This window comes from Arthrobacter sp. SX1312 (assembly GCF_002929295.1).
In the GTDB taxonomy this organism is placed as follows: domain Bacteria; phylum Actinomycetota; class Actinomycetes; order Actinomycetales; family Micrococcaceae; genus Arthrobacter_D.
On sequence record NZ_PJIM01000003.1, the window covers coordinates 1 to 23,929 of the forward strand.

Sequence of the window (23,929 nt, forward strand, 5' to 3'; positions counted from 1 at the left end):
GCTGTCCTCACGCACGACCTCCGCAGCGGTCGTACCGGCCGTCGGGCTGTCGTCCGCGCCCAGCGCGTTGAAGAGGAGCACCAGGCCGACGACGACGGCGGCGGCTGCCAACAGGCCGATCGCGATCCGGTTCGGCAGGCTCAGGCCCTTCGTCGTGTCGGGCGTCGCGCTGGGAGCGGGGGCGGGGGTCGGCACAGTGGGTGTCTCCTGGTCATGGAACGGCGTCGTCGCGCAGGTGCTTCGGACGGTTCGGCGGTCATTGCTCCTGAGCATCTTCAACAGTACCCGGCATCATGTACTGACCCGGGGCGCCGGGAAGAGCCGGCTACTCCCTCACGGAGGACGGGCCCAGGCGGTGAAGGACCCCCTGCTGACCTAGCGGAAGGACAGCGCGAGGCCGAGCATGGCCAGGGCGAGGAGGGGGAACAGCCAGTCGGTCACCTGGACCATGAGCCGCGCCCCCGTCCCGGTGCCGTCCGCCGTCCCGGAGAGCGGATCGGTGACGTCGTCGGCGCTCCCCGGGCGGGATGACCGGACGGCGTTCGTGATCGACAGGGCCACCATGACCAGGGCGCTGCCGACCACCCAGGGCAGCGGATCCATGGACAGCCAGGCCTCGGCCTGGTTCGTGGGGGTCACGACCGCCGAGAGGATCCCCGCCACAGCACAGGCAGCGGCAAGGGCCACGCAGACCCGGATGCGACGGACGACGGCGTCGAGGTAGAACGGCAGGAGAGCGACAAGCACGACCGGCGTGGCGAGGAAGGCCGCCTGCGCCGGGGACACCAGCAGCAGCTCCGACCGCGTCCAGGACACGACCGCCTGGTTGAAGAGCAGGAAGGCCAAGAGCCCCAGGAGCGACGGCCACAGTGCGGTGCGGATCCAGTCGTGCTTCGGTGCGGCCGGGAGCTCGAGCGCGGCTGCGTAGTCCCGGGCGGGCCCGAACGCCTCCTCGGCCCGCTGGCCGGTGTCGCCGAGGAGTTCCCGGGCGCTTGCGACGGTGTCACCGATGGCGCTCCCGTGCACCTGGCGCAGGCGGAGTTCCATGACGAGCTGATCGAACCACTTCTTGTCGCTGGTCTCCTGCGTCATGCCGGGGTCTCCTTCGTGAGCCGCTCGGGGTCGAGGTAACCGGTACTGGTGTCGGCGAAACGCCGCCAGTCAGCACACAGACGGGTGAGTTCGGCGCGTCCCTGATCCGTCAGTGCGAAGTACTTGCGGCCGGGACCTCCGTCGCCGGCGCGCCATTCCGTGGTCACCAGCCCGGCGGTCTCGTAGCGGGACAGGAGCGGGTACAGCGTCCCGCCCTTGATGGTGCCGAACCCGTGACGCTCGAGCTCGCTGATGATGGCGTAGCCGTAGGACGGTCCCGCGGACAGGGCGCGAAGGGCCAGGAGACCCAGCGTGGCTCGCAGCCAGTCGCTCGGCCAGTCCACGCTGCCCGGGGTCGGGCGATCGGCACTCGGGACATCCATGACTAGATTGTCTATCTAAGTAGTTAGCCTGTAAAGAGCGCATCGTGCGGTCCGTGATCGTGGACCGCACCTCCAGGAGGGAGGCAGCGTGCCCGGCCTGCGCTGATCCGTTCTGCGGCGGGGCCCCGGCATCTACCCGGCGAGGTCGGCTTCCGAGTCGAAAGGCCCGACGACGACCGTGGTGCGCGGCGCCGCGGCGAGTTCCCGGGCCAGCGCCTGGACGTCCTCGGAGGTGACGGACCGGATGCGCTGGAGGGAGGTGTCCATGTCGACGAACTCGCCCGAGACGAGCTCGGACCGGCCGAGCCGCGACATGCGGGAGCTGCTGTCCTCGAGGGCCATGACCAGTCCGCCGGAGAGCTGCCCGACGGCCTTGCGGAGCTCCTCGGCGTCGATGCCGTCGGCGGCGAGCCGGTCCAGTTCGGCGCCGAGCAGATCGATGACCTGGGCGGTCTTGGCCGGCGAGCACCCCGCGTACATGCCGAAGTAGCCCGCGTCCGCGTAGGCCGCCGAGAACGAGTAGGTGGAGTAGACGAGGCCGCGCTTCTCGCGGATCTCCTGGAACAGCCGCGAGGACATGCCGCCCCCGAGGACGGCATTCAGGACGCTCATCGCGAACCTGCGCTCGTCGGTCGCCGTGAGGGAAGGACATCCGATCAGGATGTTCGACTGTTCGACGGCGCGCCGGATCACGTGGACGCCCGTCGCCCCCCTGACCGGCACTTCGGTGGTCCGGCGGCGCGGGACGGGCAGGGCACCCTCGTCGAGGGTCCACCCGGCGGACACGAGCGCTTCCTGCACGAGACGGCAGACGACGTCGTGGTCCAACCCGCCCGCGGCGGTGACGACGAGCTCGGCGGGCGTGTAGTAGCGGCGGTAGTGGGCGAGGACGGACTCGCGCGGCACCGCGCGGATCGCCTCGGGGGTTCCGCCGATCGGCCGGCCGAGGGGGTGCTCCCCCAGCACCAGCTCGACGAACCGCTCGTGCGCCACGTCCGCGGGATCGTCGCTGTCCATCGCGATCTCCTCGAGGATGACGTCGCGCTCCTGCTCGAGTTCCTCGGGGTCGAGCACGGCGGAGGTGACCATGTCCGCGATGACGTCGATGGCCATCGGCAGGTCCGAGTCGAGGACCCGCGCGTAGTAGCAGGTGTTCTCCTTCGCGGTGGCGGCATTGGATTCGCCGCCCACCTCGTCGAAGGCGGACGCGATGTCCATGGCGCTGCGACGCGTGGTCCCCTTGAACAGCAGGTGCTCGAGGAAGTGGGTGGAGCCGTGCTGGCCGTCGGCCTCGTCGCGGGACCCGACGCCCACCCAGAAGCCGATGGTCGCGGAGCGCTGGCCCGGCATCGCCTCGGTGAGCACGCGCACGCCGCCGGGCAGCACGCTGCGCCGCACCACGTTGCCGCCGGGATCACCGGCCACGAACGTGGGATCGGCACCCTCCGCACCGGTGTGGGTGGTGGGCAGCAGGGGAAGGGACACTACGGAGGACAGGGACATCCTGGTCTTTCTGGTCTGTCGACTGGGCAGGGAACGGCAGACGGCCCCGGCGCTGATCGAATCGATCGGCGTCGGGGCCGTACGGTGCTCAGGACGAGCGGGGCAACAGGTCAGTCGTCGCCCTCGGTGGCCTCGGGCAGCTCGATGCCGGCGTCCTCGGAGAGATCCTCCGCGACGACGGGCGAGAGCGAGAGCTTTCCGCGGTCGTCGACCTTGGTGATCTCGACCTGGATCTTCTGGCCCACGGAGACGATCTCGTCGACGTTGTCGACGCGCTTCCCACCGGCGAGCTTGCGGAGCTCGGAGATGTGCAGCAGGCCGTCCTTGCCGGGGGTGAGCGAGACGAAGGCGCCGAAGGTCGTGGTCTTGACGACCGTGCCCAGGTAGCGCTCACCGATCTCGGGGACCTGCGGGTTGGCGATGGCGTTGACGGCGGCGCGGGCGGCTTCCGCCGACTCGCCGTTCGTCGCGCCGATCAGCACGGTGCCGTCGTCCTCGATCGAGATGTCCGCTCCGGTGTCCTCCTGGATCTGGTTGATCATCTTGCCCTTGGGGCCGATGACCTCGCCGATCTTGTCCACGGGGATTTTCACCGAGATGATCCGGGGTGCGAACTCGGAGAGCTCGTCCGGGGTGTCGATCGCGGCCTGCAGCACGCCCAGGATGTGCAGGCGCGCCTCGCGGGCCTGCTTCAGGGCGGCGGCGAGCACGGACGCGGGGATGCCGTCGAGCTTCGTGTCCAGCTGGATGGCCGTGACGAACTCCGACGTTCCGGCGACCTTGAAGTCCATGTCGCCGAAGGCGTCCTCGGCACCGAGGATGTCCGTCAGCGCCGCGTAGCGGGTCTGGCCGTCGACGACGTCGGACACCAGGCCCATGGCGATGCCGGCGACCGGCGCGCGGAGGGGGACACCGGCGTTGAGCAGCGACAGCGTGGAGGCGCAGACCGAGCCCATCGACGTCGAGCCGTTGGAGCTCAGCGCCTCGGAGACCTGGCGGATCGCGTACGGGAACTCCTCGCGGGTGGGCAGGACGGGCACGAGGGCGCGCTCCGCCAGTGCTCCGTGGCCGATCTCGCGGCGCTTCGGCGAACCGACGCGGCCGGTCTCACCGGTGGAGTAGGGCGGGAAGTTGTAGTTGTGCATGTAGCGCTTGCGCGTGACGGGCGACAGCGAGTCGATCTGCTGCTCCATCTTGAGCATGTTCAGCGTGGTGACACCCAGGATCTGGGTCTCGCCGCGCTCGAAGATGGCGGAGCCGTGCACGCGCGGCAGGACCTCGACCTCGGCGGTGAGCTTGCGGATGTCGCTCAGGCCACGGCCGTCGATGCGGACCTGGTCCTTGAGGATGCGCTGGCGGACGACGGCCTTGGTCAGCGAGCGGAAGGCTGCGGAGAGCTCCTTCTCGCGTCCCTCGAACTGGGCGCCGAGGGCGTCCATGAGCTCGCCCTTGAGGGCGTCGGAGGCGCTTTCGCGCTCCTGCTTGTCGGCGATCTGGAAGACCTGCCCGAGCTTCTCGGCCCCGGCGGACTCGACGGCGGCGTAGACGTCGTCCTGGTAGTCGAGGAACACGGGGAACTCGACGGTCGGCTTCGCGGCGCGGGCCGCGAGGTCGGCCTGCGCCTCGCACAGCGCGCGGATGAACGGCTTGGCGGCCTCGAGGCCGTCAGCGACGATCTCCTCGGTGGGGGCGGTGGCGCCGTTCTCCTTGATGAGGGTCCACGAGTTGTCGGTGGCCTCGGCCTCGACCATCATGATGGCGACGTCGTCACCGGCGATGCGCCCGGCGACCACCATGTCGAAGACCGAGTTCTCGAGCTCGGAGTGCTTCGGGAAGGCGATCCACTGGTCGGAGCCGCTGCCGTCGGAGACGAGGGCGACGCGGACGCCACCGATCGGTCCCGAGAAGGGCAGGCCGGAGAGCTGCGTGGACATCGACGCCGCGTTGATGGCGACGACGTCGTAGCGGACGTCCGGGTTGATCGCGAGGATGGTCACGACGACCTGGACCTCGTTGCGCAGTCCCTTGACGAAGGCGGGGCGCAGCGGGCGGTCCATGAGGCGGCAGGCCAGGATGGCTTCGGTCGACGGGCGGCCTTCGCGACGGAAGAACGAGCCCGGGATGCGGCCCGCGGCGTACATGCGCTCTTCGACGTCGACGGTCAGCGGGAAGAAGTCGAAGCCTTCGCGCGGGTGCTTCCCGGCCGTCGTGGCCGAGAGCAGCGCGGTGTCCTCGTCGATGTAGACCATGGCGGAGCCGGCGGCCTGCTGGGCGACACGCCCGGTCTCGAACCGGACGGTGCGTGTTCCGAAGCGACCGTTGTCGATCACTGCTTCGGCGAACTGAATTTCGGGACCCTCCAAGAGAGTCACCTCCGTTTCCTGGTAGGCGGAGGCAATCGGCACCCGACGTGGCCCGTCCCTCATGGACGGCCCACAGCACCCGGTCTTCGATCGAGATCCACGGAACTGCCGGTCCGGCGTTCCGGAGACCACTACCGAGGACCGCGAATGCGTGGTGCCGGTTGACTCCTGTTATGCGTGGGGTACTTCGATGCTGTTTCCAGCAAGAAGGCGGCTCCCCCTCCCGGGGAGAGGGTGCCGCCTTCCGATGCTACTTATCGACGCAGACCCAGGCGCTCGATGAGCGACCGGTAGCGCGTGATGTCGGTGTCCCGCAGGTAGTCCAGCAGGCGACGGCGACGACCGACGAGAAGAAGCAGGCCACGACGCGTGTGGTGGTCGTGCTTGTGCATCTTCAGGTGCTCGGTCAGGTCGAGGATACGGCGGGAAAGCATCGCGATCTGCACCTCGGGTGAACCGGTGTCACCTTCGGCCAGAGCGTATTCCTTGATGATTTCCTGCTTGATGGCGGCGTCAAGGGCCACGAGTAACTCCTAGAGTTGTACCGTGAACATGTGCTGAGCATCGCTTGCACGACGACACAGAAAAATCCAGCCACCACGGACTGCAGCCGGATCTTCCCCAAGTCTAGCGTCTGGGCTGATGTTCTGTCGAAAGCAGGCCGCGCGCGCGGTCGACGTCGAGCCTCATCTGCTCGATCAGCGCCTCGGGCCCCGTGTAGGTCACCTGCCCGCGCAGCCGCTCGACGAATTCGACGACCACGGACTGCCCGTACAGGTCGAAATCCTGCACACGTTCCGGCGGACGGTTGATGACGTGCGCCTCGACCTGGCGGTCCACGCCGTCGAACGTGGGATTGGATCCGACGGAGATGGCGGCGGGCCAGCGCGTCCCCGCCTGGTCGATGAGCCAGCCTGCGTAGATGCCGTCGGCGGGGATGAACCCCTGCGCGGACGGGGCCAGGTTCGCCGTCGGGTAACCGAGTTCCCTGCCCCGGGCCGCCCCGTGCACCACTTCGCCGCGCATGCGGTGGAGCCGTCCGAGGACGCGCGCCGCGGTCCCCACGTCACCGGCCACCAGCGCCTCACGGACCCAGGTCGACGAGCAGCGACGGTCGCCGTCGGCGTCCGTGGCATCCGCCGGATAGCTGGCACCGAAGTCGTCGATGGTGATGACCTCGAAGCCGAGGGTGCGGCCGAGCTCGCGCATCGTGTCGAGATCCCCGCTGTTGCCCCTGCCGAACCGGACATCGTGGCCGATGACCACGGCCTTGGCCCTGAGCGCCCGCACGAACACGCGCTCCACGAATTCCTCCGGCGAATTGGAGGCGAGGTCGAGCGTGTAGTGCATCATCAGCAGGGCGTCGATGCCGGTCTCGGCGAGGGTCTCGACGCGGTCGTCGAGCCCCATGATCAGTTCGGGCGCGGAGTCGGGACGATGGACCTGTGCGGGATGCGGGTCGAAGGACACGACGACGGCCGCAGCGGATCGTTGCCGCGCCGCTTCGACGACCTGCTGCAGGACGCGCTGATGCCCCCGGTGCACGCCGTCGAAGTTGCCGAGCGTCAGGACGGAGGGCCCGAAGTCCTCGGGCACGCTGTCCAGGTCTCTCCAGTAGTACACGCATCTCCTTCGCGATTCGGCCGGACCCCCGGGACCGCGGTGTGGTCCGGCGGGTCGATCGCCGATCCCATTATGGCCGACGGCCCCGTCCCGGACGGCATCGCGCACCCGCTCCCGGGGTGCGGTCCCCGCTAGGTGCGCTGGGAGAACTCCTTGCGGAGCTCGCTGGTCTTCGCGATGTACTTGTGCCAGACGAGCAGGGCCGCCGGGAAGGCCAGTTCGATGACCATGAGGATGATCAGGAGGTAGTTGGGGGTGCCGGAGAACGCCCACGACAGGACGCGTCCGATACCGCCGACGAACACCATGAGGCACACCAGCCAGAGCATGTTGGCCCACTGGAACTTGATGGCGATGGTGATGAAGGCCGCGCCTACACCCACCATCATGGCCGAGTAGAACCGGAACTGGCTTTCGAGGGTGGGGTTGACGGGGGTGCCCTCGGTGTCCGGCAGGCCGGCCGTGCCGAGGATCAGGTAGTAGACGCCGAAGGCGGCGAGGGCCAGTCCCACCAGGACGACGACGGTGCGGAACACGTTCCAGTCACCACCCGTGGACGCTGCCTTGCCTGCCTTCTTCCCCTTGGCCGGGGCCCCGGACGTGGGGGTGCCTGCCCTGGTGCCCGCCGTCGGCCCGGAGGCCGATGTCCCGGTGCCCGATGTCCCGCTACCGGTCGCGGGGGTCGCGGCGCGCGACGAGGAGGGGGCCGATCCGGCGCCGTCGCGCCCGTTGGCGTCGGACCCCGCGGGCCGCCCGCCGGGCGCGGAGGAGTTGTCGTGCTCGGGGGTGTTGCTGGTCATGTCGGCTCCCTGGAGGCAGGCTGGATGGTGCTCTTCCGCCATACTCTCACGGTGCGGCGTGCGCCCAGCGGCGGATGCGACGGAATCCCCCGGACCACGTGTTCGGCTACGATCTGCCGTCGCGCGGGCTCCGGCCCGGCTGGTTCCTGCGCAGCCAGAGAAGGCCCAGGACCGGCAGGATGAGCGGGACGAACCCGTAACCGCGGCCGAAGGCCGACCACACCGTCTCGCTCGGGAACGCCTGTGCGTCGAAGACGCTGAGGAGCCCCACCGCGACGACGCCCACGAGTTCCGTGGTCACGGCGATGACGGATATCCGGTACGCCCGGGCGCCGGGCCGTGCGAGGGAAACGGTGGCGACGATGTACACCACGGCTGCGACCGCCGAGAGCAGGTACGCGAGCGGGGCTTCACCGAACTTCGTCGCGATCTGGAACCCGGCCCTGGCGGTCGCCGCGAGGGCGAACACGCCGTACACGGCGATCAGGAGCCGCCCGGGCCCGCTCGCGCGGCCGGCGCCGTCCGGAGCTGTGGCGGCGGATGCTGCCCCGTTCCCCTGCCTGCTCCTCTGCCCGGTCACAGTCCAGCCACCCCGTCCCAGATCTGCTCCATGCGGAAGAGCATGACGAAGACCGTCACCCCCGCCGCGGCCAGCACGAAATTGCTCCAGCGGGTCTTCTCGAGGATGGCCCACCAGAACGCCCCGACGGGCACGAGGAGCGCGGTGAGGAGGTAGCCCCAGAACTCCCAGGCTTCCCCGAGGACCGGCTCCCCCGCGAGCTGCCGGATCACGGCTCCGACGGCGTAGGCGACGAGGAAGAGTTCTACGGCGGCGATCGAGAGGATCGTGATGTCGTTGGGCGGCCGGCGCAGCACACCGGCCCCGAGGCAGAGTGCCGCGGAGACGGCGCACACGATCACGCCGACGAGGAGGAAGGGATCCACGCCTACTCCTTGCCGCCCGGAGCGAAGACCAGGACGGTCCGGGCCGCTCCCCCGCGGTTCTCGAGCAACGCAACGAGCGTGCCGTCCGGCGCGAAAGCAGCGACCGGTTCGTCCGGGTCCGTGTTCGGAGCCACCTTCCGGCCGTGGGACACGTCGGCGGTCTCGGTGTCCGAGAGTTCCCTGACCGGGAACAGGGCCCGCCCGGCGTCGTCGAGCGGGAGGACCTCCAGCTCCTCGGCCAGCTGCTCCAGGGTGCGTGCCTGCCCGATGGTGTACGGGCCCACCCGGGTCCGTCGGAGGGCCGTGAGGTGGCCGCCCACCCCGAGCGCCGCACCCAGGTCCCGGGCGAGGGCACGGATGTAGGTCCCGGAGCTGCACTCGACGGTGACGTCGACGTCCTGGAGGCGGCCGTTGCTCACGCGGCGGATCGCGTGGATGTCGAAGCGGTGGATGGTCACCGGACGCGCGGGGAGGTCGACCTGCCCGCCGGAGCGGACCCGTGCGTACGATCGCTCGCCCTTGACCTTGATGGCGCTCACGCTGCTCGGGACCTGCTGGATCTCGCCCGTGAGCGCGGCGACGGCGGTGCGGATCTCCTCCTCCGTCACCGCTGCGGCGATACTCCCGCCGGTGACCTCGCCCTCGGCGTCGTCGGTGAGGGTGGACTGTCCCAGCCGGATGGTGGCGGTATACGTCTTGGTGGTGCCCACGATGAAGGTCAGGAGCCGGGTGGCGCGGTTGATCCCGACGACGAGGACCCCGGTGGCCATCGGATCGAGGGTGCCGGCATGGCCGACCTTCCGCGTCCCGGCGAGTCGGCGCAGGCGCCCGACGACGTCATGACTGGTCCAGCCCTGCGGCTTGTCCACGATAATCAGCCCTGAGTGGACCTGCCCGGCATTCACGCCTCCCAGTATATGGTCCGTATCGGGACCCCCTGTGCGCGATAGCATCCTCCGTATGCCCTCCCCTCCAGCCCACGTGGTGAACGTCCCGGTCAACCAGATCCGCGAGATCACGCAGGCGGCCTGGGCCACACCCGACGCCATCGTGCTCAGCATCGGCGAGCCGGCCTTCCCGGTGGCACGGCACGTCCTCGAGGCGGGGATGGCCGCGCTGGACCGGGACGACACCAACTACACCCCCAACGCCGGGATCGCGCCGGCCAGGGCTGCCTTCGCCGGACGGTTCGCGCAATCGTCGGGGGTCGACGACGATCCGTCGCGCGTCTTCGTCGTCGCCGGCGCGCAGCAGGGACTGCACCTGGCGCTGAGCACGCTGATCGGGGCAGGGGACGAGGTGCTCCTCCCGGATCCGGGGTATCCCACGTTCACCATGACCGTCGGCCTGCTCGGCGGCGTGCCGGTGCCCTACCCCCTGGTGCCCGAGCACGATTTCCAGCCGCGGATCGAGGACCTGCGGGGACTCGTCACCGGACGGACGAAGGTCCTCCTGCTGAATTCCCCCTCGAATCCGCTGGGCTCGGTGTTCGACCACGAACTCACGCGCGAGCTCGTGCGGTTCGCGCACGAACAGGATCTGTGGGTCGTGTCCGACGAATGCTACGAGGCCTTCACCTACGACGCCCCCCACGTCAGCCCGGCACGCTTCGACGCCGGCGGGCCGGAGGCGGTACCGGAGGCCCGAGAGCCACGCGTCATCACGTCGCTGACGCTGTCCAAGACCTACGGCCTCACGGGCCTGCGGATCGGGGCGCTCGTCACTCCGCCGGGCATGGAGCCGCTGCTCAGCAACATCATGGAGGCCACGGTGTCCTGCGTCTCCGCGGCGTCGCAGTATGCCGCCGTGGCCGCCCTCACCGGACCCCAGGACTACGTGTCCACGGCGCTGCGGCACTACCGTGCCAACCGGGACGCGGCGACCGCGGTCCTCGACGGTCTGGGCATCGGCTATCTGGACGCCCGCGGCGCCTTCTACCTGTGGGCCGACCTCTCGCACGCGACCGGCGGCGACGTCCGTGCCTGGACGCGCTCGTTCCTCGCGGACCACGGGGTGGCGTTCGCCCCCGGCACGGCCTTCGGCGCCCGCGGCGAGGGATGGGTGAGGACCGCCCTCTGCGGCCGGACGGAGGAGCTCGTGGAAGGACTCTCCCGGCTCCCCTCCCCGCCGCGGACCTGACCGGCTCCGAGGACGCGAAAGGCAGCCGCCCCGTGGGGTCGGCTGCCTTGTGCGTCGTAATCCAGGACGGGTCAGGGACTAGCGCGCTGCCTCGTCGTCCTCCGACGTGCGGTACGGATCGGCGTCACCCGCGAAGTTGGCGCCCTGCGCGATCGCCGCCACTTCGGCGTCGCGCTCGCGCGCCTTCTGCAGGAGTTCCTCGAGGTGGCTGGCGTTGACCGGCACCTCGTCGGGGACGAACTCGAGGGTCGGCGTGAGGCGCGCCGTGATGTTCTTGCCGACCTCGGACCGGAGGACGCCGCGGGCGGACTCGAGCGCCATCCGCGTGGCCTGCTGCTCCTCCGCGTCGCCGAGCACGGTGTAGTACAGGGTCGCGTGCTGGAGGTCGTTCGTGACGCGGGAGTCCGTGATGGTCACGGCTTCCAGCCGGGGGTCCTTCACGCGGCGCCGCAGCGCCTCGGCGACGATGACTTTGATGCGCTGCGCGAGCCGCGCGGCGCGGGCCGGATCTGCCATTGCTGTTACTCCTACTGAAGCTGGTCTGAAGAGGAATCCGCGAGGGGTTCCGGCGGTCCGACGGGTCGGGCGCCCTGGAGGACCAGGGCGCCCGACCTGCCTACCTGCTAGGCGCGGGGCTTCTCCCGCATCTCGAAGGTCTCGATGGTGTCGCCTTCCTTGACATCGTTGAACGAGCCGAGGCCGATACCGCACTCGAAGTCCGTACGGACCTCCGTGGCGTCGTCCTTGAAGCGCTTGAGCGAATCCACGGAGAGGTTGTCTCCGATGACCTTGCCGTCGCGCAGGACACGGGCCCTGGTGTTGCGTCGGATGATGCCCGAACGGACGATCGAACCGGCGATGTTGCCGAACTTCGAGGAGCGGAACACCTCGCGGACCTCTGCGGTACCGAGCTGCACCTCCTCGTACTCCGGCTTGAGCATGCCCTTGAGGGCCAGCTCGATGTCGTCGATCGCGGCGTAGATGACCGAGTAGAAGCGCATGTCGACGCCTTCACGCTCGGCGAGGTCCGCCACGCGCTCCGCCGGCTTCACGTTGAAGCCGATGATGATCGCGTTGTCGACAGTGGCCAGGTTGACGTCGTTCTGCGTGATGGCACCGACGCCACGGTGGATGACGCGCAGCTGCACGCCTTCTCCTACGTCGATCTTGAGCAGCGAGTCCTCCAGGGCCTCGACGGCACCCGACACGTCACCCTTGAGGATGAGGTTGAGGGTGTCGACCTTGCCCTCGGCCACCGCCTGGTCGAAGTCCTCGAGGCTGATGCGCTTGCGGCGCTTCGCGAGGGCCGCGTTCCGGTCCGCCGCTTCACGCTTCTCGGCGATCTGGCGGCCGGTGCGCTCGTCGTCGGTGACGAAGAACGTGTCACCTGCACGGGGCACGTTGGACAGGCCCAGGACCTGGACCGGACGCGAGGGTCCCGCCGTCGTGACGACGTCGCCGTTCTCGTCGAACATCGCCCGCACACGGCCATGGGCCGTGCCGGCGACGATGGTGTCACCGACGTGCAGCGTTCCGGACTGGACGAGGACGGTGGCAACCGCACCGCGGCCCTTGTCCAGGTTCGCCTCGATCGCGATACCGCGGGCGTCCTTGTTCGGGTTGGCCCGCATGTCCAGCGCGGCGTCGGCGGTGAGCAGGACGGCCTCGAGGAGTTCGTCGATACCCATGCCCTGCAGCGCCGAGACGTGCACGAACATGGTGTCGCCGCCGTACTCCTCGGGAACGAGGCCGTACTCGGTGAGCTGGCCCTTGACCTTGTCCGGGTTCGCGCCTTCCTTGTCCATCTTGTTCACGGCCACGACGATCGGCACGTTGGCCGCCTGTGCGTGGTTCAGCGCCTCGACCGTCTGCGGCATGACGCCGTCGTCGGCCGCGACGACGAGCACCGCGATGTCCGTGACCTTCGCACCACGGGCACGCATGGCGGTGAACGCCTCGTGGCCGGGGGTGTCGATGAAGGTGATGGCGCGGGTCGCGTCCTCGTGGACGTGCTGGATCTGGTAGGCACCGATGTGCTGGGTGATGCCACCGTGCTCGCCCTCGACGACCTTGGTGTTGCGGACGGCGTCGAGCAGTCGCGTCTTACCGTGGTCGACGTGGCCCATGACCGTGACGACCGGCGGACGTGCCTCGAGCTGCTCGTCGCCCTCGGCTTCCAGCTCCGCATCGAAGTCGATGTCGAAGCTGCTGAGGAGCTCGCGCTCCTCGTCCTCGGGCGAGACGACCTGGATCAGGTAGCCCAGCTCGGTGCCGAGCACCTGGAAGGTGTCCTCGTCGAGGGACTGAGTCGCCGTCGCCATCTCGCCGAGGTGGAACAGCACGGTGACCAGTGCGGCGGGGTTCGCCTCGATCTTGTCGGCGAAGTCCGTGATGGACGAACCGCGGCGCAGGCGGACGATGGTGTTGCCGTCTCCACGGGGTACGCTCACGCCACCCAGCGAAGGAGCCGACATCTGCTCCAGTTCCTGCCGCTTGGCACGCTTCGACTTGCGCTGCTTGCCGCGACCGGCGCCACCCTTGCCGAAGGCGCCGGCCGTGCCGCCGCGTCCGCGGCCGCCCTTGCCGAAGCCACCGCCGGCGGGTGCCCCACTCGGGCTGTTCGGTGCTCCACCGGGTCCGCGGCGCGGACCGGCTCCAGCACCGGCACCGGGGGCTCCACGGCCGGGGGCGGCGGGACGCTCGGTGCGGTTCGGCATCATGCCGGGAGTGGGACGCGATCCCGGGGCTCCTGCGGGTCGGGGTGCACCCGGACGCGGAGCGCCGGGACGCGGTCCACCGGCACCGGCTGCCGGACGGGGTCCACCCGCACCGGCTGCCGGACGGGGTCCACCGGCGCCGGCGGCGGGACGCTGCTGTGCATCGTCACGACGACCGGGGCGGGGCATGCCCTGCGACGGGGCGAACGGGTTGTTGCCCGGACGCGGGGGACGATCCGAACCGCGCTCGGCACCACGATCGGTGTCGCCACGGCGCGAGCCCATGCCCTGTGAGGGCGCGAACGGGTTGTTGCCGGGACGGGGTGCGCCGCCGGGACGGGCACCCGACGGGCGCGTCGTCCCCGCCGACGGTGCGGCGGGAGGGGTCGCCGGACGGGGCGCGGGACGGGTGCCCTCGCTCGAGTCCTCGGCCCGGGGGGTCTGCTGCGCCGGCGCGGGTGCGTCCTGCGCTGCCGGTGCAGGGGTGCTCGGTGCGGCCGGAGCCGGGGCTTCCGGTGCTGCCGGAGCGGGGACGGAGCCGTTGGAGAACGGCGACGCCTGGGGTGCAGCCGGCGCCGCCGGGGCCGGGGCGGCCGGTGCTGCGGGCTCAGCCGGCGCGGGCGTCTCGGGAGCCGCCTGGGCGGCACCGGGCTTCGGACCCGGCGAAGGCGCCGAGGGTCGCTTCGGTGCGGGGGCTGCCGCGGCCTGGGAGGCGCCGGCATTCGGGAAGGCGCCGCGAAGCTTCTTCACGACGGGGGCTTCGATGGTGGATGACGCGGAACGGACGAATTCTCCCAGTTCCTGCAGTTTTGCAACTGCGTCCTTCGAGGTTATACCGAGCTCTTTCGCGAGCTCGTGTACGCGGACCTTGGCCACATTTCTCCTGTCTCGGTCCGCACCGAGTCAGGCACGAACCGTCTATTTCCTACTGCTGATCCCAGTCGCAAGCGCGTCTGGCAGATCGAATGCCGAGCGCAACGGATTGATCATCGTTGCGCACTCATCGCTGGGTGCTCATCGGGTTTCCATGAGGGTACTGACCCGCTTTCAGGGAGGACGGTGGGTACGGGGCGTCCGTCTCGACGCTCCAGGTATGCGTGGAAGGACGCTGCGAAATGGGCAGTGTCCACCGGCCCGCGGAAGGCCCTGTTGAAGGCTTTCCGCTTGACCGCTGTTTCCATGCATGCCGGGTCGGGGTGCAGCCAAGCACCCCGTCCGGATAGCCGGCGCCGCTCATCGATGACGGCAGTAATCTGGCCGTCGATCGGTCGTGCAACAACCCGCATCACGTGTGACTGGCGGTCCCGCCGACGGCATCCCACGCAGGTGCGTATCGGATGTGCGTCCATCGGTCGGTGCCCGGAATCGTTGCGGCATACAGCCACTTCCGGGCGCGACTGGGCAGCAGTCCCTTCCATTCTACCCCTTCCGATGCCGCTGCCCGACCCGCCGGCCTAGGCCTTCGCCGACGCGGCCTGCTGCGCGGCGTCGGACACGATGTCGATCCGCCAGCCCGTGAGCTTGGCGGCGAGGCGGGCGTTCTGGCCTTCCTTGCCGATCGCCAGGGAGAGCTGGTAGTCCGGGACGACGACCCGCGCCGAGCGGGTGGCTTCGTCGGTGATCGTCACGGAGGTCACGCGCGACGGCGAGAGTGAACTGGCGATGAAGGCGGCGGCGTCGTCGTTGTAGTCCACGATGTCGATCTTCTCGTCGTTCAGCTCGTTCATGACCGCACGGACGCGGCTGCCCATCTCGCCGATGCAGGCCCCCTTGGCGTTGACGCCCGGGATGTTCGCCTTCACCGCGATCTTGGTGCGGTGCCCGGCTTCGCGGGCGAGGGCGACGATCTCGACCGTCCTGTCGGCGATCTCGGGCACCTCCAGCTCGAAGAGCTTGCGCACGAGGCCGGGGTGCGAGCGGGACAGGGTGATGGAGGGTCCCTTCATGCCGCGGTGCACGTCGACCACGAACGCGCGCAACCGGGTGCCGTGCAAGTACTTCTCCCCCGGTACCTGCTCCGGCGGAGGCAGGACCGCCTCCACCGAGCCGAGGTTGACCTGGATCATGTGCGGGTTGGTGCCCTGCTGGATCATCCCGGCGACGAGTTCGCCTTCCTTGCCGCGGAACTCCCCGAGGATGTTGTCGTCCTCGGCGTCCCGCAGGCGCTGGAGGATGACCTGGCGTGCGGTGCTCGCCGCGATGCGTCCGAAGCCGGTGGGCGTGTCGTCGAATTCGCCGACGGGGGCGCCGTCCTCGTCCTTCTCCGTCGCCCAGATGGTGACGTGCCCGGTCCGGCGGTCGAGCTCGGCGCGGGCGGTCTCGTGGGAGCCGGGCGAGCGGTGGTACGCGATGAGCAGTGCCTGCTCGATCGTGGGAACCAGCTTGTCGAGGGGGATCTCGCGCTCGTGCTCGAGGAGTCTCAGCGCGCTCATATCAATATCCATGTGGGTCTCCTTACGCGTGGTGCACGGCGCCGGAGATCTCCGGATCGGCCCCATCGCTGTCATCGTGGTGTTCATCCTCGAGATGCGCGAATTCGACCTGCACGGTCCCCTTGCGGATCTTGGAAAACTCGAGGGCGAGCGGCTCGCCCTGCTTGGGCTTCATGCCCTTCTTGACCGGCAGTTGTGGGATCAGCCGGATCCCGGTGTCGGACACCTCCTGCAGGCGGCCGAGGATCACGTCGCCGGTCACGGGCTTCACCTCGACCATGCGCCCCACGTTGCGGCGCCAGTGCCGCGGTTCGGTGAGGGGACGGGAGACCCCGGGGGACGACACTTCGAGGTTGTACGGACGATCGTCGTCCTCCAGGCTGTCCATCGCCGTGGAGAGGTCCGTGGAGATGGCGGAGATCACATCGAAACCGACGCTCCCCGTGCTCTCCTCGGGCAGGTCCACGACGACGTGGACCGTGCGATGGGACCCTGCGACCTTGACCTCGACGTCCTCCAGGTACAGGTTGTGCTGGTCGACCACCGGCTTCAGTCTGGTCCTGAGGCGCTGCGCTTCGGCCTGCAGTTCGACCTCTGAGGCCGACCTGCTGGTCGAGGCATGATTTTCGTTCCCGGACCGGACCGCCATGGCTGCCTCCCACTCGATGATGTTGTGCTCCAAGAGTACCGACATTCCGCGGCACCGGCGGTATCGGCGGCCGAAACGGGGAGCGCCATGACATCATCGGGAACTGTGATGAAGCGGGCGGAGACGGACAGGCAGCTGGGCGGCGGAGGACGCCGCGGATCCCGCGCCGGACGCCTGGCGCGGCGCTCCCTGGGCCTCGTCGGTCTCTTCGCCGTGATGCTCCTCGTGGTCGGCGTCGGGCTGGGCGTCCGGTCCCCGGAGCCGCAGGAGCGCGTCCACTCCGTCTCCGAACAGGCGCAGCTCGACGCCGAGTACCGCTACCGTGCCGCCGCCGACCGGGCGCGCAGGGCGGCTGCGGACCCCGGACTGCCCCCGGAGACCACGGCGGAACTGGCCGCGGTCGCCGTCGACCTCGACGAGCAGGCGGACGCCGTCGCCCTCCCGCGCTCCTCCGGTCCGACGACGGAGGACGGTTCCTCGCCCCACGCCACCCCGCATCCGGACGGTCAGTCGGACCGCCCGGGTCCCGCGACGGCCCCGGCAGCGGGCACCGATGGCTCGGCCGACGCCGCGCCTGCCGATGCGCCCGCCGTGCTGACGGCCCTGCGCGACAGCGCACTCCGGAGCCTTCGGGACGCAGCCCTCGCGGACCCCGGTCCCGGCCGCGTGCTCGCGGCCGCCGGCGTGAACCAATGGCGGCACGCCCTGCAGCTCGGCCACACCCTGGGGATGGACCCCGGACTGCCCGCGGCCGGCTCGCTGTCCCCGGTCGACCTCGCCACCGGCACCGGCCCGTTCGCGGCCCTTGCTGCACCGGCAGGACAGGCCGGCGCCGCACCCACCGGGTCCGCCGTCCCCACCGCTCCTGTTCCCACGACTCCTGTTCCCACGACTCCTGTTCCCACGGCTCCTGTTCCCACGGCTCCCGCCGAGTGCGCCGGGACCCCGCTCGGCCCCGACGCCGACCGCCAGGCCCTCCTCAATGCCAGGACCGCGGAGGATCAGGCGCGGTACGCGTACGAGGTCGCTGCAGCACTGATCCCGGAGCCCGCGCGGGCCCTGGACGCGGCGTCCACCCACCGGGAGGCAGCGGATGCCGCGGCCGACCGCCTCGCCGCCCTGTGCGTGCCCACGGGCCCGACGCCGGCCGGCTATGCGATCGGGCCGGACTTCCGCGACGATCCCGTCGCCGCGATGCAGGCGATCGAGCAGGACCACACCGAGCTGTACGCGGGCCTCATCGCGACGGTCGGTCCGGAAGCCCGGGCCTGGGCCGTCACCTCGTTCAGCGCTGCCGCCCAGCGCAGCCTCGACGCCGGCGCGCCGCTGGAAGCCCTCCCCGGCCTGGCCGGCAGCGCTCCGGCACCGGACGCCGCCCCCGCGCAGACTCCCGAGAAGGTCCCAGTGCGGGCGACGGAGCAGCCCGGTGGGTAGCGACGCCGGGGCCGGGACGAGCGGGCGGTCGTCGGCCGCCGGCCGGCTCGCGGACCTCCCGGACCTCCCGCCGGCCCTGGTCCACTCCGCGAGGACGATCGAGGGCGGTGCCCGATGGACCCGCTCGTGGCACGGTCTCCTCGCGGAGAGACTCGACGCCTGGAACCTGGACCTCGACCTCCGTCCGGGACAGGCCGCCTGGGCGGGCCGGTGCGCCGTCGTCGTGCCGGTGCTGCAACGCACCGGTGGTACGCCCGACGCCGTGCTCAAACTGAGCATCCCCCACGACGAGGCCCTGCCCGAGCCCGATGCGCTGACGCTGTGGGACGGGACGGGCGCGGTCCGCCTGCTGGCGTCGTCGCGCCCCGACTACGCGCTGCTGCTGCAGCGCCTCGACGGGGACCACTCGCTGCGGGACGTGCCGCTCGACGAGACCCCCGCGCCGTGGGGGGCGGTGCTGCGGCAGCTGTGCGTCCGGCCCGAGGGCGGTGCGTCCTGGGCGGTCTTCCCCCACCTGGCGTCGGAGGCCGAGCAGTGGACGGACACGCTGCCCGCGCAGTGGGACGACCTCGGCGAGCCGTTCCCCCGCTGGCTCATGGAGGCCGCGCTGGAGGTCTGCCAGTCGCGCGGAGTCCTCGGCCGGCGGTCGGAGCGCGACGTCCTCGTCCACTCGGACCTGCACTACGACAACCTCCTGCCGTCCTCGCCGGACCGCCTCGGGGACTTCGTCGCGATCGATCCGAAGCCCGTGCTGGGTGACGCGGAGTACGCGGTGGCCCCCATGCTGTGGAACAGGCTCACCGAACTCGATCCTGCCGACCCCGCCGGCCACCTGCAGGCGCACTGCCGGGCGCTGGCGGCGGCCGCGGGCCTCGATGCCGAGCTGGCCCGGGGGTGGACCGTGGTCCGCGAGGTCCGCAACGCCCTGTCCTACCTGGCGCACGGACACGAAGGCGACGCCGACCGGTCGCTGTGGGTGGCGAGCTCTGTGCTCGGCCGGACGCTGGACGGACTGCCGCCCGTCGGAGCGCTGCCGTCCCTCTGACGGGCCCGGCCGGGCGTCAGCCTCCGGCGACCAGCGAGCGGAGGTTCTCGACCCAGACGTCGTAGCCGAGCTTGACGATCAGGGCACCGACGACCAGGAGGAACACGATCCTGATGAACCGGCTGCCCTGGCTGATCGCCATGCGGGACCCGGTGTAGCCGCCGGCCATGTTGGCGACGCCGAGCAGCAGCCCGAGGCCCCACAGGAGGGACCCGTTGGGCAGGAAGAACAGAAGGGCTCCGAAGTTGGTCGCCATGTTCACGATCTTGGCCTTGGCGCTGGCACCGAGGAAGTTGTAGCCCAGCAGCGTGACCATCGCGATGATCAGGAAGGACCCGGTGCCGGGGCCGATCAGCCCGTCGTAGAAGCCGATGACGAGGCCGATGGCGCACGCCGTCCCGTAGTGCCGGGCGCCCTCGTACCGCAGCCTGGTGAGCGTCCCGACGGAGGGCTTCAGGGCGGTGAACACCGCGACGCCGACGAGCGCCACCACGATGATCGGCTTGAAGACCGACGAGGGCAGCGACGACGCGAGGACGGCCCCACCGAAGCTGCCGAGCAGCGCGACCCCCGCCATCGGCAGCGCCGTGCGCAGGTCCGGGTGGGCGCGCCGGTAGTAGGTGACGGCGCTCGTCGTCGTCCCGAAGATGGACCCCATCTTGTTCGTGGCCAGGGCCTCCACGGGCGCGATGCCGGGCACGAGGAGCAGTGCCGGCAGCTGCAGCAGGCCGCCCCCGCCGACGACGGCGTCCACCCAGCCGGCGGCGAACCCGGCGACGAGCACCAGCAGGATCGTGGCGAGGTGCAGCTCCTCGAGTCCCGAACCCCCCAAGGTCAGTGCGCGGTGAGTTCGCGCAGCAGCGCGGCGGCCTGGTCGACGGCCACGTTCTGCGCCTCGCCCGTGCGCCGGTCCTTGACCTCGAGCACGCCGTCGGCGAGCCCGCGCCCGACGACCACGATGGTGGGCACGCCGATGAGCTCGGCGTCGCCGAACTTCACCCCCGGGGAGACCTTGGGACGGTCGTCGTACAGCACGGTCAGGCCGGAGGACTCGAGCTCGGCCGCGAGCTTCTCGGCGGCCTCGAACACCTCGGACCCCTTGCCCGTGGCGACGATGTGCACGTCGGCGGGCGCGACGTTGCGGGGCCAGATGATGCCGCGGTCGTCATGGTTCGCTTCGGCGAGGGCGGCGAGGGCGCGTGTCACGCCGACGCCGTAGGAGCCCATGGTGACCGTGGCGAGCTTGCCGTTGCGGTCGAGGACCTTCAGGCCCAGCGCGTCGGCGTACTTCCGCCCGAGCTGGAAGATGTGGCCCATCTCGATGCCGCGGGCCGCGACCAGGGGGCCGGAGCCGTCGGGTGCCTCGTCGCCCTCGCGCACCTCGACGGCCTCGACGACGCCGTCCCAGGTGAAGTCGCGGCCGGCGACCAGGCCGAACACGTGCTTCCCGTGCTCGTTGGCGCCGGTGATCCACGGGGTGCCGCTGACCACGCGGGGGTCCACGAGGTATCGCAGGCCCGTGGTGGACCCGGCACCGAGGACGGCGGCGTCCGGCGTCAGGCCCGGGCCGATGTAGCCCTTCACGAGGCCCGGGTGCTTCCTGAGGTCCTCGTCGGTGGCGGCCTCGACGGCCACCTCCCCGCCGGTCTCCAGGTGGCCCGCGATGTTCGCCTCGATGCGCTTGAGGTCCACGGTGCGGTCGCCGGGCACGCCGACGACGACGATCTCGCGCTCCCCGGTGGGCAGGACGGCGGCGAGCACGACGTTCTTCAGCGTGTCGGCGGCCGTCCAGGGCCGGTCCCCGCGGGGGGCCATCGTGTTGGCGCCGGCCACCAGCGTGTCGATGGTCGGCGTGTCCGGGGTGTCCCGCACCTCGGCCGCAGGAGCGTCGGAGTAGTCGACGGCGTCCGGGATCACGGTCGTGACGGCCTCCACGTTCGCGGTGTATCCGCCCGCCGAGCGGACGAAGGTGTCCTCGCCGATGGGCGTCGGGTGCAGGAACTCCTCGCTCTTCGATCCGCCCATCGCTCCGGCGGTCGCCGTCACGGGGATCACCTCGAGGCCCAGCCGCTCGAAGATGCGCAGGTAGGCCGCCCGGTGCAGCTGGTAGCTGGCCTCGAGGCCCTCGTCGTCGATGTCGAAGGAGTAGGAGTCCTTCATGATGAACTCGCGGCCCCGGAGGAGCCCGGCCCGGGGGCGTGCCTCGTCGCGGTACTTGGTCTGGATCTGGAACAGGTTCAGCGGCAGGTCCTTGTACGAGCTGTACAGGTCCTTCACGAGCAGCGTGAACATCTCCTCGTGCGTCGGCGCCAAGAGGTAGTCCGCGCCCTTGCGGTCCTGGAGCCGGAACAGGCCGTCGCCGTACTCCGTCCAGCGGTTCGTCGCCTCGTAGGGCTCCTTGGGCAGCAGCGCCGGGAAGTGGACCTCCTGGGCGCCCATGGCCTCCATCTCCTCACGGATGATGCCCTCCACGCGTGCGAGGACCTTCAGGCCCAGGGGCAGCCAGCTGTAGATGCCCGGGGCAGCGCGCCGGATGTAGCCGGCCCGGACCAGCAGGCGGTGGCTGGCGACTTCGGCGTCGGCTGGATCGTCACGCAGGGTGCGCAGGAAAAGGGTGGAGAGTCGTAAGACCACGCGGGTGTCCGTTCGTATTCATCGAGCACTGCTGAATCGAGCACTGCCATTCACTCCCCCGCCGTCCGGCGGGAAACAACAGGTACCAATCTAGCCGGTCCGCCTGCCCCGCCGCCGTCACCTGCGCGAGGGACCCGCCCTCAGAAGAGGATCGTCGCGAAGGTGTCCACCTGCTCGAATCCCACGCGCTTGTACGCCGCGATGGCGCGCGCGTTGTAGGAGTTCACGTAGAGGCTCACGGTGGGTGCCAGGGAGCGGGCGGCGACGACGACGCCGGCCATGTAGGCGGCGCTGAGTCCCCTGCCCCGGTGATCGGGATTCACCCAGACCCCCTGCACCTGGACCGCCTGCGAGGACACGGTGCCGAGCTCGGCCTTGAAGATCACGGTGCCGTCGTCGTCGAACGCCGCGAGCGAATGCCGGCGGCCGATCAGCGAGGCGACCCGCCGGCGGTAGTGGTCGGACCCTCCGATGAACGGCGAGTAGCCCACTTCCTCCTCGAACATCGCGGCGCAGGCGGGCAGGAGGCGGTCGAGCTCGTCAGGGCGCGTGAAGCGCAGATCGGGAGCGGGGGTGATGAGGGGGTCCGTGTCGATGGCCATGAGGGGCTGGGTGGGCCGGACGTCGAACGGCTCGGCGCTGTAGTCCTCGAGGGTGGACCACAGGTCCATGACACCCTCGGACAGGCCGAAGATCGAGGAGAAGGTGCGCCCCGACCGGCCGAGGTGGTCACCGAAGATGGCACCGGTCTCGTCCGTCACGCCCACCGGGACGAGGTTGACGCCGGCCCAGCAGGCGGCGCGGAGCTCGTGGTGGCGGAACATGCCGATGACCTCGCCGCCGGCGAACGACGGCGCGGCGCTGCCTGTGACTTCGAGGTGCGAGGCGACGAAGACGTTGGCCACGGGATCCGCGTTGACGAGGCTCCAGAGGTCCGGGGTGTCCGCCTCGCCGAGCACCCGGAAGGACCACGGCCCTTCCGGGTCGGGCTGGGGCCTAGCTAACGGTAACCATGGGGCCACCCTGGCCAGCAGTTTCGCCATCAGCCTCCCCCATCTCCTCCGCGAGCCGCATGGCTTCCTCGATCAGCGTCTCCACGATCTGGTCCTCGGGCACGGTCTTGATGACCTCGCCCCGGACGAAGATCTGTCCCTTGCCGTTACCGGAGGCGACACCGAGATCGGCCTCGCGGGCTTCACCGGGTCCGTTGACAACACAGCCCATCACGGCCACGCGCAGCGGGACCTCCATGCCTTCGAGGCCGGCGGTCACTTCCTCGGCGAGGGTGTAGACGTCGACCTGCGCCCGGCCGCACGAGGGGCAGGACACGATCTCGAGCTTGCGGGGGCGCAGGTTGAGGGACTGCAGGATCTGGTTGCCCACCTTGATCTCCTCGACCGGCGGCGCGGAGAGGGACACGCGGATGGTGTCGCCGATCCCCTTGGACAGGAGCGCGCCGAACGCGGTGGCGGACTTGATGGTGCCCTGGAAGGCGGGCCCGGCCTCGGTCACACCGAGGTGCAGGGGCCAGTCGCCGCGCCCGGCCAGGAGCTCGTAGGCCCGGACCATGATCACGGGGTCGTTGTGCTTCACGGAGATCTTGAAGTCGTGGAAGTCGTGCTCCTCGAACAGGGACGCCTCCCAGACTGCGGATTCGACGAGCGCTTCCGGGGTGGCCTTCCCGTACTTCTCCATGAGGCGCGGGTCGAGCGACCCGGCGTTCACGCCGATGCGGATCGAGGTCCCGGCGGCCTTCGCGGCGTCCGCGATCTGCTTGACCTGGTCGTCGAACTTGCGGATGTTGCCCGGGTTGACGCGGACGGCCGCGCAGCCGGCGTCGATCGCGGCGAACACGTACTTCGGCTGGAAGTGGATGTCCGCGATCACCGGGATCTGCGACTTCTTCGCGATGATCGGCAGCGCCGCGGCGTCGTCCGCCGAGGGGCAGGCGACCCGGACGATGTCGCAGCCGGTGGCCGTCAGTTCGGCGATCTGCTGGAGCGTCGCGTTGATGTCGGTGGTCGGCGTCGTCGTCATCGACTGGATGCTGATCGGGGAATCGGATCCCACGCCCACCGAGCCAACCTTGATCTGGCGGGTCTTGCGCCGGGGAGCGAGGACGGGCGGCGGTGCTGCTGGCATTCCTAGGTTGACCGAGGTCAAAACATCC

At 70.2% G+C, this 23,929-nt stretch carries 23 protein-coding genes; 3 read left to right on the forward strand and 20 right to left on the reverse strand.

What is annotated here, in order from left to right; genetic code table 11:
• From CXQ92_RS13265 to truB, 11 genes are all read right to left on the reverse strand, one after another.
• Positions 1–195: hypothetical protein (locus CXQ92_RS13265; RefSeq protein WP_146067472.1), on the reverse strand; the 195-nt coding region annotated here is incomplete at its 3' end.
• A 180-nt stretch (positions 196–375) separates the two neighbouring features.
• Positions 376–1,092, reverse strand: coding sequence for a hypothetical protein (locus CXQ92_RS13270; protein WP_104168264.1), 717 nt, complete (start codon positions 1,090–1,092; stop codon positions 376–378).
• Complete coding sequence (locus tag CXQ92_RS13275) at positions 1,089–1,475, reverse strand: PadR family transcriptional regulator (RefSeq protein WP_104168265.1); 387 nt, start codon at positions 1,473–1,475, stop codon at positions 1,089–1,091. Before CXQ92_RS13275 ends, CXQ92_RS13270 begins: the two co-directional genes overlap by 4 nt.
• A gap of 132 nt (positions 1,476–1,607) precedes the next feature.
• Entirely contained in the window at positions 1,608–2,978 is a 1,371-nt protein-coding gene (locus CXQ92_RS13280; RefSeq protein WP_104168266.1) for a pitrilysin family protein, read from the reverse strand.
• Between the two features lie 110 nt (positions 2,979–3,088).
• Positions 3,089–5,341, reverse strand: coding sequence for a polyribonucleotide nucleotidyltransferase (locus CXQ92_RS13285; protein ID WP_104168267.1), 2,253 nt, complete (start codon positions 5,339–5,341; stop codon positions 3,089–3,091).
• 254 nt (positions 5,342–5,595) lie between these two features.
• Positions 5,596–5,865, reverse strand: a complete 270-nt coding sequence (rpsO, locus tag CXQ92_RS13290) for a 30S ribosomal protein S15 (protein ID WP_087072138.1) — start codon at positions 5,863–5,865, stop codon at positions 5,596–5,598.
• 103 nt (positions 5,866–5,968) lie between these two features.
• Positions 5,969–6,964, reverse strand: a complete 996-nt coding sequence (locus CXQ92_RS13295) for a bifunctional riboflavin kinase/FAD synthetase (protein WP_104168268.1) — start codon at positions 6,962–6,964, stop codon at positions 5,969–5,971.
• Positions 6,965–7,095: 131 nt separating this feature from the next.
• Positions 7,096–7,764, reverse strand: coding sequence for a DUF4345 domain-containing protein (locus CXQ92_RS13300; RefSeq protein ID WP_181033667.1), 669 nt, complete (start codon positions 7,762–7,764; stop codon positions 7,096–7,098).
• Positions 7,765–7,870: 106 nt separating this feature from the next.
• Positions 7,871–8,251, reverse strand: a complete 381-nt coding sequence (locus tag CXQ92_RS13305; RefSeq protein ID WP_104168783.1) for a hypothetical protein — start codon at positions 8,249–8,251, stop codon at positions 7,871–7,873.
• A gap of 89 nt (positions 8,252–8,340) precedes the next feature.
• Positions 8,341–8,709 carry a hypothetical protein gene (locus tag CXQ92_RS13310; RefSeq protein ID WP_104168270.1) on the reverse strand — a complete coding sequence of 123 codons (369 nt, stop codon included), beginning with the start codon at positions 8,707–8,709 and terminating at the stop codon, positions 8,341–8,343.
• 2 nt (positions 8,710–8,711) lie between these two features.
• A complete protein-coding gene (gene truB / locus CXQ92_RS13315) occupies positions 8,712–9,614 on the reverse strand; it encodes a tRNA pseudouridine(55) synthase TruB (protein WP_258069940.1) in 903 nt (300 codons plus the stop codon).
• Between the two features lie 55 nt (positions 9,615–9,669).
• Between truB and CXQ92_RS13320 the strand changes: the two genes are divergently transcribed.
• Positions 9,670–10,848: a pyridoxal phosphate-dependent aminotransferase gene (locus tag CXQ92_RS13320; protein ID WP_104168271.1), complete on the forward strand. Its 1,179-nt coding sequence runs from the start codon at positions 9,670–9,672 to the stop codon at positions 10,846–10,848.
• A 78-nt stretch (positions 10,849–10,926) separates the two neighbouring features.
• Here CXQ92_RS13320 and rbfA read toward each other — a convergent pair whose 3' ends face one another.
• From rbfA to rimP, 5 genes are all read right to left on the reverse strand, one after another.
• The gene (rbfA, locus tag CXQ92_RS13325; RefSeq protein WP_104168272.1) at positions 10,927–11,364 is read right to left on the reverse strand and encodes a 30S ribosome-binding factor RbfA; all 438 of its coding nucleotides are present in this window, start codon (positions 11,362–11,364) and stop codon (positions 10,927–10,929) included.
• Between the two features lie 107 nt (positions 11,365–11,471).
• Complete coding sequence (gene infB / locus CXQ92_RS13330) at positions 11,472–14,441, reverse strand: translation initiation factor IF-2 (RefSeq protein ID WP_104168273.1); 2,970 nt, start codon at positions 14,439–14,441, stop codon at positions 11,472–11,474.
• Between the two features lie 110 nt (positions 14,442–14,551).
• Positions 14,552–14,983: a YlxR family protein gene (locus CXQ92_RS13335; protein WP_306738634.1), complete on the reverse strand. Its 432-nt coding sequence runs from the start codon at positions 14,981–14,983 to the stop codon at positions 14,552–14,554.
• Between the two features lie 36 nt (positions 14,984–15,019).
• Positions 15,020–16,009 (reverse strand): transcription termination factor NusA, encoded by a 990-nt coding sequence (gene nusA / locus CXQ92_RS13340; protein ID WP_104168275.1) that lies wholly within the window; start codon positions 16,007–16,009, stop codon positions 15,020–15,022.
• Positions 16,010–16,019: 10 nt separating this feature from the next.
• Positions 16,020–16,691, reverse strand: coding sequence for a ribosome maturation factor RimP (gene rimP, locus CXQ92_RS13345; protein WP_258069941.1), 672 nt, complete (start codon positions 16,689–16,691; stop codon positions 16,020–16,022).
• A 63-nt stretch (positions 16,692–16,754) separates the two neighbouring features.
• Here rimP and CXQ92_RS13350 point away from each other — a divergent pair, with 63 nt between their 5' ends.
• Both CXQ92_RS13350 and CXQ92_RS13355 read left to right on the forward strand, forming a co-directional pair.
• Entirely contained in the window at positions 16,755–18,080 is a 1,326-nt protein-coding gene (locus CXQ92_RS13350; RefSeq protein ID WP_104168276.1) for a DUF4439 domain-containing protein, read from the forward strand.
• Positions 18,073–19,125, forward strand: coding sequence for an aminoglycoside phosphotransferase family protein (locus CXQ92_RS13355; protein WP_104168277.1), 1,053 nt, complete (start codon positions 18,073–18,075; stop codon positions 19,123–19,125). Before CXQ92_RS13350 ends, CXQ92_RS13355 begins: the two co-directional genes overlap by 8 nt.
• Positions 19,126–19,141: 16 nt before the next feature.
• Here the strand turns inward: CXQ92_RS13355 and CXQ92_RS13360 are convergent, their stop codons facing one another.
• The 4 genes from CXQ92_RS13360 to ispG form a co-directional block, all read right to left on the reverse strand.
• Positions 19,142–19,957 carry a TSUP family transporter gene (locus CXQ92_RS13360; protein WP_181033669.1) on the reverse strand — a complete coding sequence of 272 codons (816 nt, stop codon included), beginning with the start codon at positions 19,955–19,957 and terminating at the stop codon, positions 19,142–19,144.
• 2 nt (positions 19,958–19,959) lie between these two features.
• Positions 19,960–21,759, reverse strand: coding sequence for a proline--tRNA ligase (locus tag CXQ92_RS13365; protein ID WP_104168278.1), 1,800 nt, complete (start codon positions 21,757–21,759; stop codon positions 19,960–19,962).
• Between the two features lie 140 nt (positions 21,760–21,899).
• Entirely contained in the window at positions 21,900–22,718 is an 819-nt protein-coding gene (locus CXQ92_RS13370; RefSeq protein ID WP_258069942.1) for a GNAT family N-acetyltransferase, read from the reverse strand.
• A 37-nt stretch (positions 22,719–22,755) separates the two neighbouring features.
• Positions 22,756–23,922: a flavodoxin-dependent (E)-4-hydroxy-3-methylbut-2-enyl-diphosphate synthase gene (gene ispG / locus CXQ92_RS13375; protein ID WP_104168280.1), complete on the reverse strand. Its 1,167-nt coding sequence runs from the start codon at positions 23,920–23,922 to the stop codon at positions 22,756–22,758.
• Positions 23,923–23,929 lie beyond the last annotated feature (7 nt).